Annotated in this window: 13 protein-coding genes; 5 read left to right on the top strand and 8 right to left on the bottom strand. The window is 68.4% G+C overall.

Annotated features, from left to right (window positions below; genetic code table 11):
- Positions 1-4 precede the first annotated feature (4 nt).
- Complete coding sequence (locus tag JYK02_RS21790) at positions 5-1,786, top strand: alkaline phosphatase D family protein (RefSeq protein WP_207053713.1); 1,782 nt, start codon at positions 5-7, stop codon at positions 1,784-1,786.
- 4 nt (positions 1,787-1,790) lie between these two features.
- Here the strand turns inward: JYK02_RS21790 and sitI6 are convergent, their stop codons facing one another.
- Both sitI6 and sitA6 read right to left on the bottom strand, forming a co-directional pair.
- Positions 1,791-2,516, bottom strand: coding sequence for a SitI6 family double-CXXCG motif immunity protein (gene sitI6 / locus JYK02_RS21795; protein ID WP_207053714.1), 726 nt, complete (start codon positions 2,514-2,516; stop codon positions 1,791-1,793).
- A 6-nt stretch (positions 2,517-2,522) separates the two neighbouring features.
- Positions 2,523-3,173, bottom strand: coding sequence for a SitA6 family polymorphic toxin lipoprotein (gene sitA6, locus JYK02_RS21800; RefSeq protein ID WP_207053715.1), 651 nt, complete (start codon positions 3,171-3,173; stop codon positions 2,523-2,525).
- Between the two features lie 115 nt (positions 3,174-3,288).
- Here sitA6 and JYK02_RS21805 point away from each other — a divergent pair, with 115 nt between their 5' ends.
- Positions 3,289-5,145: an alkaline phosphatase D family protein gene (locus JYK02_RS21805; protein ID WP_207053716.1), complete on the top strand. Its 1,857-nt coding sequence runs from the start codon at positions 3,289-3,291 to the stop codon at positions 5,143-5,145.
- Here JYK02_RS21805 and thrA read toward each other — a convergent pair.
- Positions 5,142-7,598, bottom strand: coding sequence for a bifunctional aspartate kinase/homoserine dehydrogenase I (thrA, locus tag JYK02_RS21810; protein WP_207053718.1), 2,457 nt, complete (start codon positions 7,596-7,598; stop codon positions 5,142-5,144). The genes JYK02_RS21805 and thrA overlap by 4 nt on opposite strands.
- A 440-nt stretch (positions 7,599-8,038) precedes the next feature.
- Here thrA and JYK02_RS21815 point away from each other — a divergent pair, with 440 nt between their 5' ends.
- Positions 8,039-8,323 carry a hypothetical protein gene (locus tag JYK02_RS21815; RefSeq protein WP_207053720.1) on the top strand — a complete coding sequence of 95 codons (285 nt, stop codon included), beginning with the start codon at positions 8,039-8,041 and terminating at the stop codon, positions 8,321-8,323.
- Positions 8,324-8,389: 66 nt separating this feature from the next.
- Here JYK02_RS21815 and JYK02_RS21820 read toward each other — a convergent pair whose 3' ends face one another.
- On the bottom strand, positions 8,390-9,889 hold the full coding sequence (locus tag JYK02_RS21820) for a M16 family metallopeptidase (protein WP_207053722.1): 1,500 nt from the start codon (positions 9,887-9,889) through the stop codon (positions 8,390-8,392).
- Positions 9,890-9,891: 2 nt separating this feature from the next.
- Positions 9,892-11,298, bottom strand: a complete 1,407-nt coding sequence (locus JYK02_RS21825; RefSeq protein ID WP_207055266.1) for a M16 family metallopeptidase — start codon at positions 11,296-11,298, stop codon at positions 9,892-9,894.
- A 132-nt stretch (positions 11,299-11,430) separates the two neighbouring features.
- Between JYK02_RS21825 and JYK02_RS21830 the strand changes: the two genes are divergently transcribed.
- Positions 11,431-12,264: a B-box zinc finger protein gene (locus tag JYK02_RS21830; protein ID WP_207053724.1), complete on the top strand. Its 834-nt coding sequence runs from the start codon at positions 11,431-11,433 to the stop codon at positions 12,262-12,264.
- A gap of 9 nt (positions 12,265-12,273) precedes the next feature.
- Here JYK02_RS21830 and JYK02_RS21835 read toward each other — a convergent pair whose 3' ends face one another.
- Together JYK02_RS21835 and JYK02_RS21840 are read right to left on the bottom strand one after the other, a co-directional pair.
- A complete protein-coding gene (locus JYK02_RS21835) occupies positions 12,274-13,005 on the bottom strand; it encodes a hypothetical protein (RefSeq protein WP_207053726.1) in 732 nt (243 codons plus the stop codon).
- A gap of 348 nt (positions 13,006-13,353) precedes the next feature.
- Entirely contained in the window at positions 13,354-14,136 is a 783-nt protein-coding gene (locus JYK02_RS21840; protein WP_207053728.1) for a hypothetical protein, read from the bottom strand.
- 110 nt (positions 14,137-14,246) lie between these two features.
- Between JYK02_RS21840 and JYK02_RS21845 the strand changes: the two genes are divergently transcribed.
- Entirely contained in the window at positions 14,247-14,687 is a 441-nt protein-coding gene (locus JYK02_RS21845; protein WP_207053730.1) for a CBS domain-containing protein, read from the top strand.
- Between the two features lie 5 nt (positions 14,688-14,692).
- Here JYK02_RS21845 and dnaA read toward each other — a convergent pair whose 3' ends face one another.
- Positions 14,693-16,051: a chromosomal replication initiator protein DnaA gene (gene dnaA / locus JYK02_RS21850; protein WP_207053732.1), complete on the bottom strand. Its 1,359-nt coding sequence runs from the start codon at positions 16,049-16,051 to the stop codon at positions 14,693-14,695.
- Positions 16,052-16,068: the final 17 nt, after the last annotated feature.

Consider the following 16,068-nt stretch of genomic DNA (forward strand, 5'->3'; position numbering starts at 1 on the left):
GCCCATGAAGCTCTTGCTGGGACCCATCCTGTACGCCAGGGCGCAGGCCACGCCGGACCCGAAGTCCCATGACGTGTGGAGCTTCTTCGTCAACGTGTTCCTCGACAGCACGTCGGCGAAGAAGCCCCCAGCGTTGCGGCTGTGTTTCAAGGACGCGAAGGGCAAACGGGTCGCGGTGTTCGACCAGGCCACGGCCGCGGTGGACTTCACCGCGCTGCCCAAGAACACCCGGGGCGTGGTGTGGCGCTGGGAGGTCGTCCTGCCGCGCACGGACGTGGCCCAGCGGCTGTCCTATCACTTCGAATCGCCGGAGGAGCCCGGCGTGCCGGTGACCTTCGAGCGTCCGCCGCCGCGAGATGACCGGCCGCTGTCCTCGAAGGTCATCCCGCCAGAGCCGCTGGTGGTGTCGGACGTCGTCGTCCCCGCGAGGGGCGTGTCACCGAACATCGCGTTCTTCTCCTGCAACGGCGCCAGCCGTGCGAGTGATTGGAGCGACCTGGCGCAGCCCTTCGCGCTCTGGGAGCGGATGCTGCAACACCATCAGAAGGACCCGGTGGATCCGGCGAAGACGCCGGGGTTCCAGTTGCTGCTGGGTGGTGGGGATCAGCTCTACGCGGACTCGCTGCACAACACGATGGATGTGTTGAACGCGTTCATGAAGCTGTCCCGTTCGGAGCGGAAGTCGCTGCCGGTTCCGGAGGGGCTGGAGGAGCGCCTGCTGGTGGAATACGTCTGGCTCTACCGGGAGCGGTGGGGCGGGAGCCAGGGCATCGCGCCGTTGCTCCGGCGGGTGCCGGGGCTCTTCATGTGGGACGACCACGACATCTTCGACGGGTGGGGTTCGCACGAGGAGCTCCAGCAGGCGCCCTGGTACCGGGCCATCTACAGCGCGGCGGCGAGGACGTTCGAGGCCTTCCAGCGAGGCTGGTTGGAGCAGCCGGCGCGGGCGCGCGAGCCGGACGACCGGGGCGTGGTGCAACCCGCGCGGCACTACTTCCAGACGTTCTGTTTCTCCACGGCGGACTGCGACCTGGACGTGGTGTTGCTGGACCTGAGGAGCGGGCGGACCAGCCGGGTGATCGAGACCGAAGACGCGCATCCGCAGACCGAGTTCACGGTGATGAGCCGGTCGCAGTGGGACGCGTTCGACGCCTGGAGGGACGAGCACCGCCGGCGGCCGGAGAACGGCAAGAAGGCGAGGCACGTGCTGGTGGTGTCCTCGGTGCCGCTGGTGCACCTGCGCTTCGGGCCGGCGATGGAGCGGATGAGTGGGGGAAGCATGGGGCTGCGAGACGACCTGCTGGACCAGTGGGAGTCCGCGGTGCACCGGGGCGAGCGCACGCGGCTGTTGATGAACCTGTTCTCCTTGGCGAAGAAGTCCTACTGCGCGGTGACGGTGTTGTCCGGCGACGTGCACGTGGGGGCCCGGGCGCGGGTGCGGTCAAGGAACCCGGATCACCTGGTGCCTGCATTGGGCACGGTGGGAGAGGTGTTCATCGAGCAGGTGACGTCCTCGCCCATCGTGCATCCGCCGCCGGGGTGGCTCGCGTTCAAGGGGATGCTGGCGTTGTCGGAGGATTCGAGGGAGGACCTGCCCGGGTTCCTGCACACGGAGCTGTTGCCAGTGGGCAAGGAGCTGTACCTGCGGGACCGCAACTGGCTGTCCATCCGGCTGGAGCGGCCCAAGCACCACGACACGACCGCGCGACCGAAGCTCTGGGTGAAGTGGATCGCGGAGAAGGAGGTCCTGCCCATGGAGGTGGTGGTGGAGCCACCGCCCTTCTGAGGCTTCAGCGGACCGGAAGCTCCCGGAAGGAGATGCCCGTCCAACCGCCCTGCTCCACCGCGTCCTTGAACCGCTCCGTGCCGATGAGGACGGTGCTGTAGTTGCCAACTCGGAACAGGTCCATGTCCGTGGGCAATGAAGCACCGTCGAGAATGGGATCATCCGGAAGACGGAGGCCCAGGCGTCCGCAGGTGGCGCATGGCGGCGCCAGATCCGGCGGGAAACAATCTGGATGCAGCAGGCCTCTGGGTTCGAGCTGGAGTTCGAGGACGTCCGGAGGAGGCTTCTGCCGGAAGTACAACTCTGTCCGACATCCCTGAAGGCCACGCACGCCTGCCGACTGGAGGGCTTCGAGCGTGTCGCGCCGCAGGACGATCAGACAATCCTCAAGTCCAGCGAAGCCCTCGAACTGACCGGAGGCGCGGCCCACCAGCGGGCCGAAATTGGTGCCAGGTGGAAGTCTTGCGTTGGGAGGCGTCAGGGGACGCACCAACTCCCGGAGACGAACCAACTCGGAGAAGGGCTCTGCTCGGGGCTCTTTGAATTCCGCCTCTTCAGGCAGCTCGGACAGGTCGACCCCTGGATAGAACTGGGCGGAGACGCTCCAGGTCGCTCCACATCCGGGGCAGTTCTTCAGGCCGGGCAATCCCCATTTATGCGCGGCATCGATGAGGCCGTTGCGGCGGAAGTTGGCGGTCTTGTCGTGGCGAAGGTGAAAAAACCGGGTCATGGACGGTCAGTTGTACTTCTCGATAGGCCCACCCAGAAGCTGGAAGCGGTAGATGAGTTCCCCAGCGTGTTTGAAGATCTCCGGTGCTTGGGCGTCCTCGTTCTCCTTCCGGAACTCACGCCACGCTTGGTTCCACAATCCTCCTTTTGGTCCTCCACCATGGATGCGTCGGTGGATGTGCACAGGGATGGGGAGGGTGTACTGGTGGATGTCGATGCCTTTACGAGCGAACCACTCCGCGAGGCGCTGTTCCTGCGGGAAGATGTGGTGCTTCTGGAACTGCCCCGCCGGTAGCTGCCTCAGCGGAGGCACGGGCTTGGGTGTCCCGTACCAGGGGAACACCATCACCGGTTCCACATCTCCCGGCAGGCCCATGCTGCCGCCCCAGTTGCGCCGGGGTCCGCTTCCCGGCGCGGGCGCTACGGCTACAGGTGGCGGCCTTGGCGGCAGTCCGCGTGCCAGCACCACCTCTCCGGGCACGTCCTCGCACCGGAAGAAGCCGCAGGCCGTGTCCCCACACACCAGGGTCACACAGGCGTCGCTGCTTGCGTCACCGCACTCGGCTTCGGCTTCGTCCCAGCGCTGCTGAAGCGGCGTGCCGGACGCGCACGCGGCCATCCAGAGCACCATTGCGCAGAATGTCAGGCTTTTCGTCATCATGGAAAGCCTAGCACCTCCACAGCAATCACCTGCCTGCCCATGGACGCTCAGTGGCAATCCATGTCAGGGTTTGGCCCGCTGGACCACAAGGACTCATGAGCCGGGGGAAATCATGGAGCTATTGCTGGGACCCATCCTCTACGCGAAGGAACAGGTGACCTATGACCCTCAGGGTGAGGATACCTGGAGTTTCTTCCTCAACCTGTTCCTGAGAGGCACGGACCCGAAGCAGCCTCTCCCAATGAGGCTCTGCTTCACGGATGAGCAGGGGGCGAAAGTATTTACCTCCGAAGAGGCTCGGCCCGCGGCGGATTTCAGCTGGCTGCAGGGGCATGCATCAGGAGTCGTGTGGCGGTGGGAAGTCATCCTCCCGCGCAAGTCCGAAGCGCGGCGGTTGAAGTACCACTTCGAAGACCCTGCTCAACCCGATCGTCCCTTCTCCTTCCAACCGCCAGCGCTCCCAAAGGATCAAACGCTGTCCTATGTGTTCCCGAAACAGCCTCTGGTTGTGGATGATGTGATTGTCCCCGCCGAGGGGGCGTCACCACGAATCGCGTTCTTTTCGTGCAACGGATCCGAAGATCAAAAGAAGGACGATCAGGACAGTGATGAGTCCCGCGGTCTCTGGGAGAGGATGCTGGATGAGCACCGGTCTGCCCCTGGGCACCCCCGGAAGCCCTCCGGTTTCCAGTTGCTCATCGGAGGTGGGGATCAGGTCTACGCGGATTCAATCCGGGCGTCGATGAATGAAATGAAGCCGATCCGGAAGTTGTCGAACACGCTCCGTGAACCTGTGCCAAACGGCTTCGCGGATCGGGTAATGGCAGAGTACGTCGAGCTGTATCAGGAGCAGTGGAATGGAGCTCAAGGCATCGCGCCGATGCTGGCACGGGTCCCCGGCCTGTTCATGTGGGACGATCACGACATCTTCGATGGCTGGGGATCGTACGAGGATTTGCAGCAGACGCCCTGGTTCCAGGACATCTACAGCGCGGCGGCGCGTGCCTTCGAAGCCTTCCAGATCGGTCACCTGGAGAGTCCCAAAACACCACGGCTGCCCGATGTTGGACCCTGGACGCCTGAGCAGAAGCGCCATTACTTCCAGGCCATGACCTTCTCCAGCAAGGATTGTGACCTGGACGTGGTCATGCTGGATCTTCGCAGCGGGCGCACGAGCCCCCCGGCGAAGGGCAAGACGAAGGGCCGGGGCAATGGCGAGTTTCCGGTGATGAGCGAAGGCCAGTGGAAGGCCTTTGATGACTGGCGGGAAGCCTGTTGTCAGCGCAAGACCAAGAAAGAGGGCTACAAGGCCCATCACATCTTGGTGGTGTCCTCGATTCCCGTGGTCCACCTGCGCTTCAGCAAGGAGTTGGAGAGCCTGGCGGGACGATTCACCGAACTTCGTGACGATATGTTGGATCAGTGGGAGTCGCAGATACACCGGGGGGAGCGCACGCGACTGATCATGGACTTGTTCTCATTGGCCAAGCGGTCGAGCGCCTCCGTGACAGTGCTGTCGGGTGACGTCCACCTGGGGGCCTGGGGTCGCATCCGGTCACGCCATCCCGAGCACCAGTTGGATACCCAAACGGCGGTGGGTGAAGCCATCATCGAACAGATCACGTCCTCTCCCATCAGCAATAAACCTCCGGACCTGCTGCGGTTCCTCGGCATCCTGGCGGCGTCCAAGGACAGCACCGAAAACCTGCACTACTTCCTTCAGACGGAGCTCTTGCCCGTGGGCCACGACCTCTACTTGCGGGAGCGCAACTGGCTGGCAATCCGCGTGGAACCCTCACGACTCGACCCACCCCAGCCAAAGCTCTGGGCCCGCTGGGTCGCGGAGAAAAGCCCCCTCTCGATGGAGGTGGTGGTCGCGCCGCCGCGTCCGTTGCCTCTCAAGAAGGAGTCGCCGAAAGCGGACGGGCTGCTCCCACCCGACGGAACAGCCCGCCCTCCCCTTTCCTAAGGCAACGGCCCCTCCACCAATCGCAACACATCCGCCAGCACCCCCGCCGCCGTCACCGCGGCTCCCGCGCCGTAGCCTCGGATCACCAGCGGCGTGGGGCTGTAGCGCTCCGACAGGAAGCTCAGCGCGTTCTCGCCGCCCTTCACCGCCGCCAGCGGATGCTCCAGCGGCACCGGCACCAGTCCCACGCTCACGCCCTCCGGTCCCACGCTGCCCACGTAGCGCAGCACCTTGCCTTCCTTCCGGTGCGCGTCCACCCGCTTCTGGAAGACCGCATCCGCCTGCGGCAGCCGCGCCAGGAACTCCGGCAGCGGCCCCTTCGCGTCGAACTCCTCCGGCAACAGCGACGCCAGCGCCACCTCCTCCAGCTCCAGCGTGCGCCCCAGCTCACGCGCGAGGATGAGCACCTTGCGCGCCACGTCCGTGCCCTCCAGGTCGTCTCGCGGGTCGGGCTCCGTGAAGCCCTTCTCCATCGCCGTGCCCACCGCCTTCGACAACGGCACCCCGGCCTCCGTCAGCCCCAGGATGAACGACAGCGAACCCGACAGGATGCCCTCCACCCGGTGCACCGTGTCTCCCGTGCGCAGCAGGTTCTTCAACGTGTCGATGACCGGCAGCCCCGCCCCCACGTTCGTTTCGTAGAGGAACCTGCGCTGGTGCCGCACCGCCGTCTCCCGCAGCGCCCTCCAGTGCTCCTGCCGCCCCGCGTTGGCCTTCTTGTTCGCCGTCACCACATGCAGCCCGGACGCCATCAGCGCGGGATAGCCCAGCGCCACGTCCTCGCTGCTCGTGCAGTCCACGAAGATGGGCCGGCCCGGCCTGCGCGCCTTCGCCCACGCGCGGAACGTGTCCAGCGTGAAGCCAGTCTCACTCGCCTCCAGCCGCGCCTTCCAGCCGTCCAGCGCCACGCCCTCCGGCGCCACCAGACTGTGTCTGCTATTGGCAATGGCACACACCCGCAAATCCAACCCATGCGCCCGCAGCTTCGGCGCCTGCTGGTGGATCTGCCGCAGTAGCTCCCCGCCCACCGTGCCCACGCCCGCCACCAGCAGCTCCACCACCTCCGTGGTGCCAAAGGCCTTGCGGTGCACGTGCGCCATCGCTCGCGGCCCGTCCTCGCGTGAAATCACCGCGGAGATGCTGCGCTCACTGGACCCCTGCGCGATGGCCGCGATGCTGCAATCCACGTCCGCCAGCGCGCTGAAGAACGTCCCCGCCACGCCCACCCGGTGCCGCATCCCGTCTCCCACGATGCTCAACACCGCGAGCCCCGGCTGGTGCTCGATGGGGTCCACCTTCCCCGCCTCGCGCTCCACCTCGAACGCATCCTCCAGCGCCAGCACCGCCTTCGCGGCCTCCGCCTCTCCCACGCAGAAGCTGATGGAGGACTCGCTGGAGCCCTGGGTGATCAGCACCACGGAGATGGACGCGCGCGCCATCGCCTCGAAGACGCGCGCCGCCGTGCCGGGCACGCCCTTCAGCCCCGCCCCCGCGATGTTGATGAGCGCGATGTCCGGCAGGAACGACAGCCCGCGCACCGGGTGCCGCGACGACGGCGCCGTGGCCGTCACCCGCGTGCCCGGGTGCTCCGGCCGGAAGCTGTTGCACACGCGCACCGGGATGCCGCGCTCCCTCGCGGGGGCAATGGACTTCGGGTGCAGCACCTTCGCGCCGAAGTAGGCCAGCTCCATCGCCTCCTCGAAGCTCACCTCCTCCAGCGCGAACGCCTCCGGCACCAGCCGCGGGTCCGCGCTGTAGATGCCGTCCACGTCCGTCCAGATCTCCAACAGCCGCGCATCCAGCGCCGCCGCCGCCAGCGCCGCCGAGTAGTCCGACCCACCCCGCCCCAGCGACAGCGTCTTGCCCCGCGCGTCGCCCCCGAAGAAGCCCGGCATCAACATCAGCCCCGGTCCGCCGTCACGAAGGGGCGCGAACCGCGCGCGGATCTCCTCCACCCGGGGCGTGGCCTGGAGCGGATCCCCCGTGCACACCAGCACCTGCCTCGGGTCCACGCTCATGGGCCCAAGACCCCGCGCCTCCAGCAGCGCCGCGAGCAGCAGGCACGACGCCCGCTCCCCCAGCGCGGACAGGTGCGCGAGCACCGTCGGCGAGCACTCCCGCAGGAGCCCCACGCCCTGCAACAGCCCGCGCAGCTCGGCGCCCAGCGCCACCAGCCCCTCCGCCAGCGGCCGCGTCTGCGCGGGCTTCAGGTCCGCGCCCAGCGCCCTCGCGATGGCGGAGTGCGTTTCGTCGAACCGGGCGCAGGCCTCCTGCACGGACTCGCCCTCCTGCGCCACCCTCGCCGCCTCCACCAGCAGGTTGGTGATGCCCGACACCGCGGACGCCACCACCATCACCCGCTCGGCCTTGCGCGCCTGTTCCACCAGCGCCACCACCCCGCGCATCCGTTCCGCATCCGCGACACTGGTGCCACCGAATTTCATCACGCGCATGACACGGCCTCCTCGCGGAACGGCGGAACTCGGGGGCTGGGGGGACTCATCGGAAGCGGGGTCATGCGGGGCCTCTGGGGATTCGACCGACGGGTGTGGGGCAACGAAAAAGCCCCGCGCTCGGGAGGAGCGCGGGGCCGGGTTCGGAAGGGGGACCTTCAAGAGGTCCGCTTCGGAAGTCAGGCGGTCCGTGCTCCGTCAGGAGTCAGGCCGGTGCGAGTGCGAGTCTCGGTCAGGACGGTCCGCACGCGCGCGCCCACGGAGGACGTCGTCCCCTCGTGCCGCTGGCTGCTCCCGCTGCGTCCGGCCATGACGCCCCATCCTAGCCGCTTCCTCGCTCCCAGGTCAGGGGGCAGGCAACCAGCCCACCGTGGTGCTCGGGCGCGGCGCTGCCGACATTCAGCCTGTGTGAGCTGTCCCACCACCTTCCGGAGCAACCCATGACCAGCCGCAAGAAGAGCGACACCGCCCACAAGCCCGGCTTCGCCAAGGACCGCGTGGAGCGGGGGCTGGAGGCGGACGACACCAAGCCCCTGTACGCGGACGACGCCAAGCACTCCACCGAGGAGCAGAAGTTCGCCCTCGACAGCGACGGCCCCGTGGGCGGGCCCATCACCAATCCCCAGAGCGTCCTCGACAACGTGGATGACGAGGAGCGCGAGCTGCAGGGCCGCCGCGCCGCCGACGCCCGCGAGGCCGCCGACAGGGAGCCCACCCGGGAATGAAAAAAACCGGGGCCCCGACACCCGCGTCGGGACCCCGGCTTCAAATCCAGACAGTGAAGCGCCGCGCTACGGAGTCGCCGGCGTCTCCACCAGCGTGAGCTTGCCCAGGTTGAGCGGCGTCACCTGCTCCTGGATGACCAGCGGGTCGCCCACGAGCACCACCTGCATGTTGGCGGGGTCCAGGTAGGACTCGGCCACGCGCTGCACCTCCGCGGCGCTGGCGTTCTCCAGTCCCTGCACGGTGCGCTTGAACTCATCCATCGGCCGGCGGTGGAAGTAGAGCTGCGCGGCGCTGCCGCCCAGGCCCTCCACCGTCTCGAAGGCGCCCGGGAACGCGCGGATGAGACCTTCACGCGCGGCGGCCAGCTCCTTCTCCGTGATGGGGTTGGACTTGATGCCGGCCAGCTCCTTGATGAACTCGTTGAGCGCCGGGCCCGTCACGTCCTGCCGCACGGCCGCGTACGCGGTGAGCGGACCCACGCCCAGGCGCGTGCCCAGGTGCGCGTTGGCGCCGTAGCTGTAGCCCTTGTCCTCGCGGATGTTCATGTTGAGCCGGCTGCCGAAGAAGCCGCCGAACACCGTGGTCGCCAGCTCCAGCGGGTACTCGTCCGGGTGGCCCGAGGCGAGGCCGGGACGGCCCACCAGCACCACCGTCTGCTCCAGGCCCGGCTTGGGCACCACGCGCACCTGCTGACGCGGCGGCGCGGGCGGCGCGGGCGGCGGCTTGGGCGCCACGGCCCCGCCCTTCCACCCGCCGAAGTACTTCTTCCCCCACTCCACGGCCTGCTGGAGCGTCACGTCGCCCGTCATGATGAGCGCGGCGGCGCGAGGGCCGGTGTTCTTCACGTAGAAGTTCTTCGCGTCCGCCAGCGTGAGGGCCTCCACCGTCTTGGGCGTGCCGCCGGACGTGTGGCCATACGGGTGGTCCGCGCCGAACACGGCCTGGTAGTAGGCCTGCTGCGCCAGGAAGTTCGGGTCGCCCATGCGGCGCACCAGCTCACCCAGCTGCTGCTTCTTGCGCCGATCGAAGGCCTTCGCGTCGAAGGTGGGCCGCAGCACGACGTCCGACAGCAGGCCCATCACCGCGTCCACGTTGGTCGTGAGCACGCGCGCGCCCACGAAGGCGCCGTCCGGATCCACCGACAGCGAGGGCGAAACACCCAGGTCCGCGAACGCGTTGTCCAGCGCTACCGTGTCGCGCTTGCCCGCGCCCTCCAGCAGCATGCGGTAGGACAGGTCCGCGATGCCCAGCTTCGCGGCGGGCTCCTGCGACACGCCCGAGGCGAAGGCGATGCCCGCGAACACCAGCGGCAATTCCTTGCGCGTGCTGACGATGACGGTGAGGCCGTTGTCCAGCTTCGCCTGCTCGAACGTGGGCAGCACCAGCTCCGGAGACGGGCCCGGCTTGGGCGGCTGGGCGCGGAAGGCCTCCGCGTCCTGCGCCGGTGTCTGGGGTTGCGGCTGCGCGGCGGGAGCCGTCTCGGCGGGAGGCGTCTCCGCGGGCTTGGTGGTGGCGCAGCCGGCGACGGACAGCGTGAGGAGGGCAGTGAGGATTCGGCGGTGCATGACTAGCGGGCCTCCTTGCCCGGGGCGGAAGACGGCGCGGCCTTGTTGGCGGGCGGCACCGCGTGAAGGACGACGCGGCCGTCGGGGCGCAGCACGTCGTTGGCGAACTGCTTCACCGACGCGGGCGTGACGTCCTGGTAGCGCGCCAGGTCCTGCGCGACGTAGCTGGGCTCGCCCACGAACTGGTTGTACGTCTGGAGCGTGTCGGACTTGCTGCCGGAGCCGCCCACGGCCTGCAGGCCCGCCAACTGGCGCGTGTCATAGCGGGTGCGCGCGCGGACAATCTCTTCCTGCGTGACGCCGTCCTTGCGGACCTCGTCCAGCACCGCGTCGATCTCCTTCTTCAGTTGATCCGTGGTGACGCCGGGCCGGGCCACCGCCTCGATGGAGAAGACGGACTGCGCGCCCTGGCTCTGCTGCACGGCCTCCACGCTCTGCGCCAGTTGCTTGTCCAGCACCAGCCGGCGGAACAGGCGGCTCGCGCGGCCCGTGCCCAGCGCGGTGGCGAGCACGTCCGCCGTCGCGTCCCCGGGCTTCAGGTACGGGGCGGTGAGCCAGGACATGGTGAGCAGGGGCAGCGTGGCCACCTTCTCGTCGTGGCGGATGACCGTCTCGCGCGCGACCTTCACCGGCTGCACGTCCGGGCGCTGGGGCTTGGGGCCCGAGGGCAGCGTGGCGAAGTACTTCTCCACCAGCGCCTTGGCCTTCGCGGGGTCGAAGTCGCCCACGATGGCGAGCGTCGCGTTGGCGGGCGCGTACCACTTGCGGAAGAACGCCTTCACGTCCTCCACCGTGGCCGCGTCCAGGTCCTTCATGGACCCGATCACGTTGCCGGAGTACGGGTGCGGCGCGGGGAACAGCGCCTGCCACGCCTTCTCCTGCGCTTCACCGTAGGGGGCCGTCTCCACGCCCTGACGGCGCTCGTTCTTCACGACCTCCTTCTGCGTCTGGAGGCTCTTCTCCGTGATGGCGTCCAGCAGGAAGCCCATGCGGTCGCTCTCCAACCACAGCGCCGTCTCCAGCAGGTTGCTGGGCACGGTCTCGTAGTAGTTGGTGCGGTCGAAGCTGGTGGTGCCGTTGAGGTCCGTGGCGCCCGCCTGCTCCAGCAGGCCGATGTGCACGTCGTCCGGCACGTGCTTGGAGCCCTGGAACATCATGTGCTCGAAGAGGTGCGCGAACCCGGTGCGGCCCGGCTGCTCGTCGTAGGCGCCCACGTGGTACCAGACGTTGACGGCCACCACGGGCAGCTTGCGGTCCACGGAGAGGATGACCTCCATGCCGTTGGGCAGCGTGTACTTCTCATACGGGATGGCCAGGTTTTCGCGGCCGGGCTCCAGCGGCTTCGCCTCGGGGGTCTGCGCGAGCGCCGGAAGCCCCACGAACAGGGCCGCTGCGGCGAGGGCCTTCAATCGGGACAAGGTTCCTCCACGGTTCAGGTCGGTCTCTCGCGCGCTTAGCACGCGCCCCGGAGCCTGTAAGCCGGAAGGCGACCGGGTGGGCGTCAGGGTGCCGTGTGTTGCTCGCCGTGCGACACTGCGGACATGAGCCTGGAGGTGCCCGCTTCCCAGCAGGTCCGTTGTGCCGTCCACCCGGAGCAGCCCGCGGGCGCCACCTGTACCCGCTGCGGGACCTTCCTCTGCGCGGACTGCGCCACGTCCGTGCCGGGCCTGGGCGTGCGGCTGTACTGCCAGGCCTGCGCGGCGCGCCCGGACGTGAACTACCTGGAGGCCCTGCGCCAGCGCTACTGGGGCAAGCGGGATGAATGGGCGTGGTTGGTGGCCGGCGTGACGCTGCTGCTCTGCGTGGGCGTGGCCGCCGCGCTGGCGCAGTGGGGGCTGCGCGCGACGCGGCAGTCGCTGTTCGCGCTGGTGCTGCTCGTCCCCGTGCCGGTGGGCGTGGCCTTCTTCCTGGGGCAGCGCTGGGCGCGGCACGCGCTGGTGCCCACGCCGCTGGTGATGGCGGTGGCCGCGGACGCGCTGGAGCGCGACGGCCGCTTCCTCTTCTTCCTGTGCGCCATCCCCGGCCTGCTCATCGCGCTGCGCATCCACCGCGACGTGCGCAACCAGCTCTTCTTCCGGCTGCCGGTGTCGTCCGGAGCGCTGAAGCTGTTGTGGGAGCTGCGCTTCAACAACCCGCTGGCGCGTCAGGCCGTGCACTTCGGCTTCGGCGCGGTGTTCATGCCGCTGCTCTCACCCATCGCGGTGATTTGCGGCGTGGTGGCGCTGACGCGCGTGGACCTGAAGGCCACTCCGCCCATCGGCCGCCGGGGACAAGCCATCACCGGCATCGTCCTGGGGCTTGTCAGCCCGGCGGTCTGGGGGTTCTTCCTGGTGCCGATGCTGGACCGGTGGCTGTCCTCGATGGTCTACAAGTAGGGACGGCGGTCAGAAGGAACGGGTCTGCAGCTTGACCTGGGTGCGGATGGCGTCGCGCGCCCGGTCTCCGGCGCCCTGGCACTCGCCGCCCACCTCGTCCAGGCTCCGCTTGGGCCCCGGCCGGGGCCAGTCTCCGTTCTCGTAGCACGCGGACAGGGGCAGCTCCTTCAGCCAGGCATCCTGGTCGAACATCACGCGCAGCGAGCCACCCTCCTCCAGCGTGAGGTCGGAGGCGGCCTCGAAGGACATGGCCGTGCCTTCCGGCAGGTCCAGGTCCATGCCCCAGGCCGCGTCTCCGGCGTGGACGGTCTGGGCCGTGAAGCCGTTCTTCCCCAACACGAAGGCGATCCGCCGGTAGGTCCCGGGAGGGAGCTCCATCACGGCGCCGGAGGCTTCCCCGGACGGCAGGTTGATGCCGAACGGACCCGCGAGCGTCACCGTGGCCGGGGAACCTTCGGACTGCACACACCCGGTGCCTTCAGGGAGCCGGGCGCGCACGTCATCGCAGCCGAGCCCTCCCGCCAATTCCAGACGGATGTCGGACACCCGGACGCTCGCGTCCACCAGATGGAAGCGCATGCCATCGCCCGACTTGATGTCCGGAGGCGTGGGCGGGGACGTCATGGCCCGGACGCTGGAGGCCGGAGCCATCCCGGAAGACGCGCCCAGCAGGTTCGCGTCCAGCGAGAAGATGAGCCGGGTATGGGTTCCGGTGTTACAGCCGGACAGTCCCAGGGTCATCAAAGACAGACACAGCCAACGGGAAGTCATGGACATGGGATTACCGGGGGGATGCGAGGGACAGCTTGGGGCTGGCTTCGATGTTGTGTTTCACGCGTTCCGCGGCGCCTTCGCACGCACCCTCCCCTGTCTCTCCAGGCGCAGCGTGGTGCCGGCCCGAGGCCGGAAGTACGCAACCAGGGAATGGGGGCATGTCGGAAGCAACGCGTCAGGGGGAGCGCTTCCGGCCGGGCGTCCCGATGCGCAGGCCCCGAAGGGCTCGCGAAGCCGCAGCATGCCCCAGCGCCGGGAAAAGAGAACAGCCCTTCCCTGCCCGGGGCATCCATGGAGAGACATTTCACACGGCCGTCATGGACGGGGAGTCAGTCCCATCACGCCGCTGGCTTCGATGTCTCCGCGCAGCCGCTCCGCCGCACCCGCGCAGGCGCCCTGGCCTGTCTCCAGCCGCAGCAGGTCCCCCGAGAAGGTCAGGTCGCCGGACTCCAGACACGCCGCCACGGGTGTTTCCGCGAGCCAGGAGTCCACGAGCAGCCAGCCCTGGAGGCCGGAGCCATCCCCCGCCGAGGCGAAGTCCAGCGGGCCTCGGGGCTCGAAGCGGAGGACCGCGTCGGACTGGAAGTCCACCTCCAGCACCCGGGGCCGTCCCTGCCAGGTGAAGCTCGATCGGGACCGGAAGCTCGGCTCGGTGGACGTCCCCGGTTCCAGCCGGGCCTCGATGCGGGGATAGACGCCCGGGGGAATGGGAAGGCCTCCTCCCCTGAGGGTCAACCCCCGCCGCAGGTCCAGATCCAAAGGGCCCGCCACGGTCAGCCGGCCCGGCCGTCCCTCCGCCGCGTCCTCGCAGCCCATCACCGGGGACAGTGCGTCCCGGTAGTCAGCGCACCGGATGCCCGGCGGCAATTCCAGACGCACGTCGAACAGGGTGACGAAGGCGCTGTCCACGTGGAACGTGAGGCCGTCCGCCGACTCGAGGAAGTACTCAGGGTCCGGGAGGGGCTCGCGTGCCGCGCGCACGCGGTTCGAGTGGAGGCTGAATGACAGCGCATAAACGTCCGGCCCGTCGCCGCACGCGGAAAGACACAGCAAGGCGGCGGCAAGGCCGGAAGCACGCGAGCATGAAAGAGAGGGCATGGCGAAGAAGCCGCAGCATGCCCGGCACCCGGGGGAATGGACAGACAGTCCCGTGTCATCCGTCCACGCGGTGTCCACGCTGAAGGAGGAACCCCGGCAGGAGAGATGCCATGGCAACACAACGAGTGTGTGACGTGATGACACCGGACGTGGAGGTCGTCCGCTCGTCTGATTCCCTGAGGGTCGCCGCGGAGAAGATGCGCGCCCTGAACGTGGGGCCCATCCCGGTGTGTGATGGCGACCAGCTGGTGGGCATCCTCACGGACCGGGACATCGTGGTCCGCGCGGTGGCCCAGGGGCTGGACGCGGAGCGCACCCAGGTGGCGCAGGCGATGACCCGGGGCGTGGAGTACGTCTTCGACGACGACGACCTCTCCCAGGCGGCCCAGAAGATGAGGGCCTCGCAGATCCGCCGCATCCTGGTGTTGAACCGGAACAAGCGGCTGGTGGGCATCCTCGCGCTGGGGGACATCGCGGAGGAGCTGGGGGACCAGGAGGGTGGCAGGACGCTCGGGGCGGTGTCCGCGCCGTCGCAGCCGGCCCAGCACTGAAGCGGCTACATGCCGCCGAGCTTCGTCTCCAATTCCGACAGGTCGCGGTGCACGGCCGCGTCCGTCTCCCGCAGGCCCTCCACCTTGCGCACGGCGGAGATGACGGTGGAGTGGTCCTTGTTGAAGCGCGAGGCGATCTCCGGGAAGGAGCTCTTCGTCAGCTTCCGGCTCAGGTACATGGCCACCTGGCGCGCGTGCGCGAGCGCCTTGTGGCGCCGGTCCTCCTTCAGCGCCTCCACGGTGACCTTGTAGAAGCGGGCCACTTCGCGCTGGATGGCCTCCACGTCCACGGTGCGCTGCGCGGGCAGGATGTCGCGCAGCACCTGGGACGCGAACTCCTCCGTCACCGGCTGCTTCGTGAGGCTGTGCATCGCGGACAGCTTCACGAGCGCGCCCTCCAGCTCGCGCACGTTCTTCTGCACGTGCTTCGCGATGAAGTGCGCCACGGGGTCCGGCAGGTTGAGGCCTTCCTGTTCCGCCTTCTTCTGGAGGATGGCGACGCGCGTCTCGTAGGTGGGCTCGCGGATGTCCGCCATGAGGCCCATGGCGAAGCGGCTGCGCAGGCGGTCCTCCATGCCGGGCACTTCCGCGGGCACCATGTCGCTGGTGAGCACGATGGCCTTGTTGAGGCCGAAGAGCGTCTCGAAGGTGTAGAAGAACTCCTTCTGCGTCTCCTCGCGCTTGCCCAGGAACTGGATGTCGTCGATGAGCAGCACGTCGCACTCTTCGCGGAACTTCCGGCGGAAGTCCGTCATGCGGTGCTCGCGCACGCTCTCCACGTACTCGTTCGTGAACTGCTCGCTGGAGAGGTAGACGATGCGCTGGGTGGGGTCCTTCTCCCAGATGTGATTGCCCACGGCCTGGAGCAGGTGCGTCTTGCCCAGACCGGTGCCGCCGTAGATGTAGAGCGGGTTGTAGTTGTGGCCCGGCCGGTGGGCCACGGCCTGCGCCGCGGCGGCGGGGAGCTGGTTGCTGTCCGCGACGACGTAGGTGTCGAAGGTGAAGCGCGGGTTGAGCCGCGCGGGCCGCATCGAGTTCACCTTGACGGTGGGCGTGGGCGGCAGGTCCGAGGACGACGGCGGGGGACCGACGACGACCTCATAGGCGACGCGGCCCAGGGACGGCTCCAGCCGGGCGAGGTGCGTCTCCAGCATGGAGCGGTAGTGGTCATCCACCCAGTCGCGGAAGAAGCGGTCGGGCACGCCCAGGACCAGGGCGTTCTCGCGCACCTCCATGGGGCGCATCCGCTCCAGCCAGGTGAGGGCGTAGTGCAGCCCCTCCTGGCGGATGGCTTCCAGCGTGCGGGTCCAGATGACGCCGGCACTGGGCAGCGAAGGCGAAGGGACTTGGGCGAGGGCGTTCACGCGGAGGCTCGAAACGC

The sequence above is a fragment of the Corallococcus macrosporus genome, assembly GCF_017302985.1.
Lineage (GTDB): Bacteria > Myxococcota > Myxococcia > Myxococcales > Myxococcaceae > Corallococcus > Corallococcus macrosporus_A.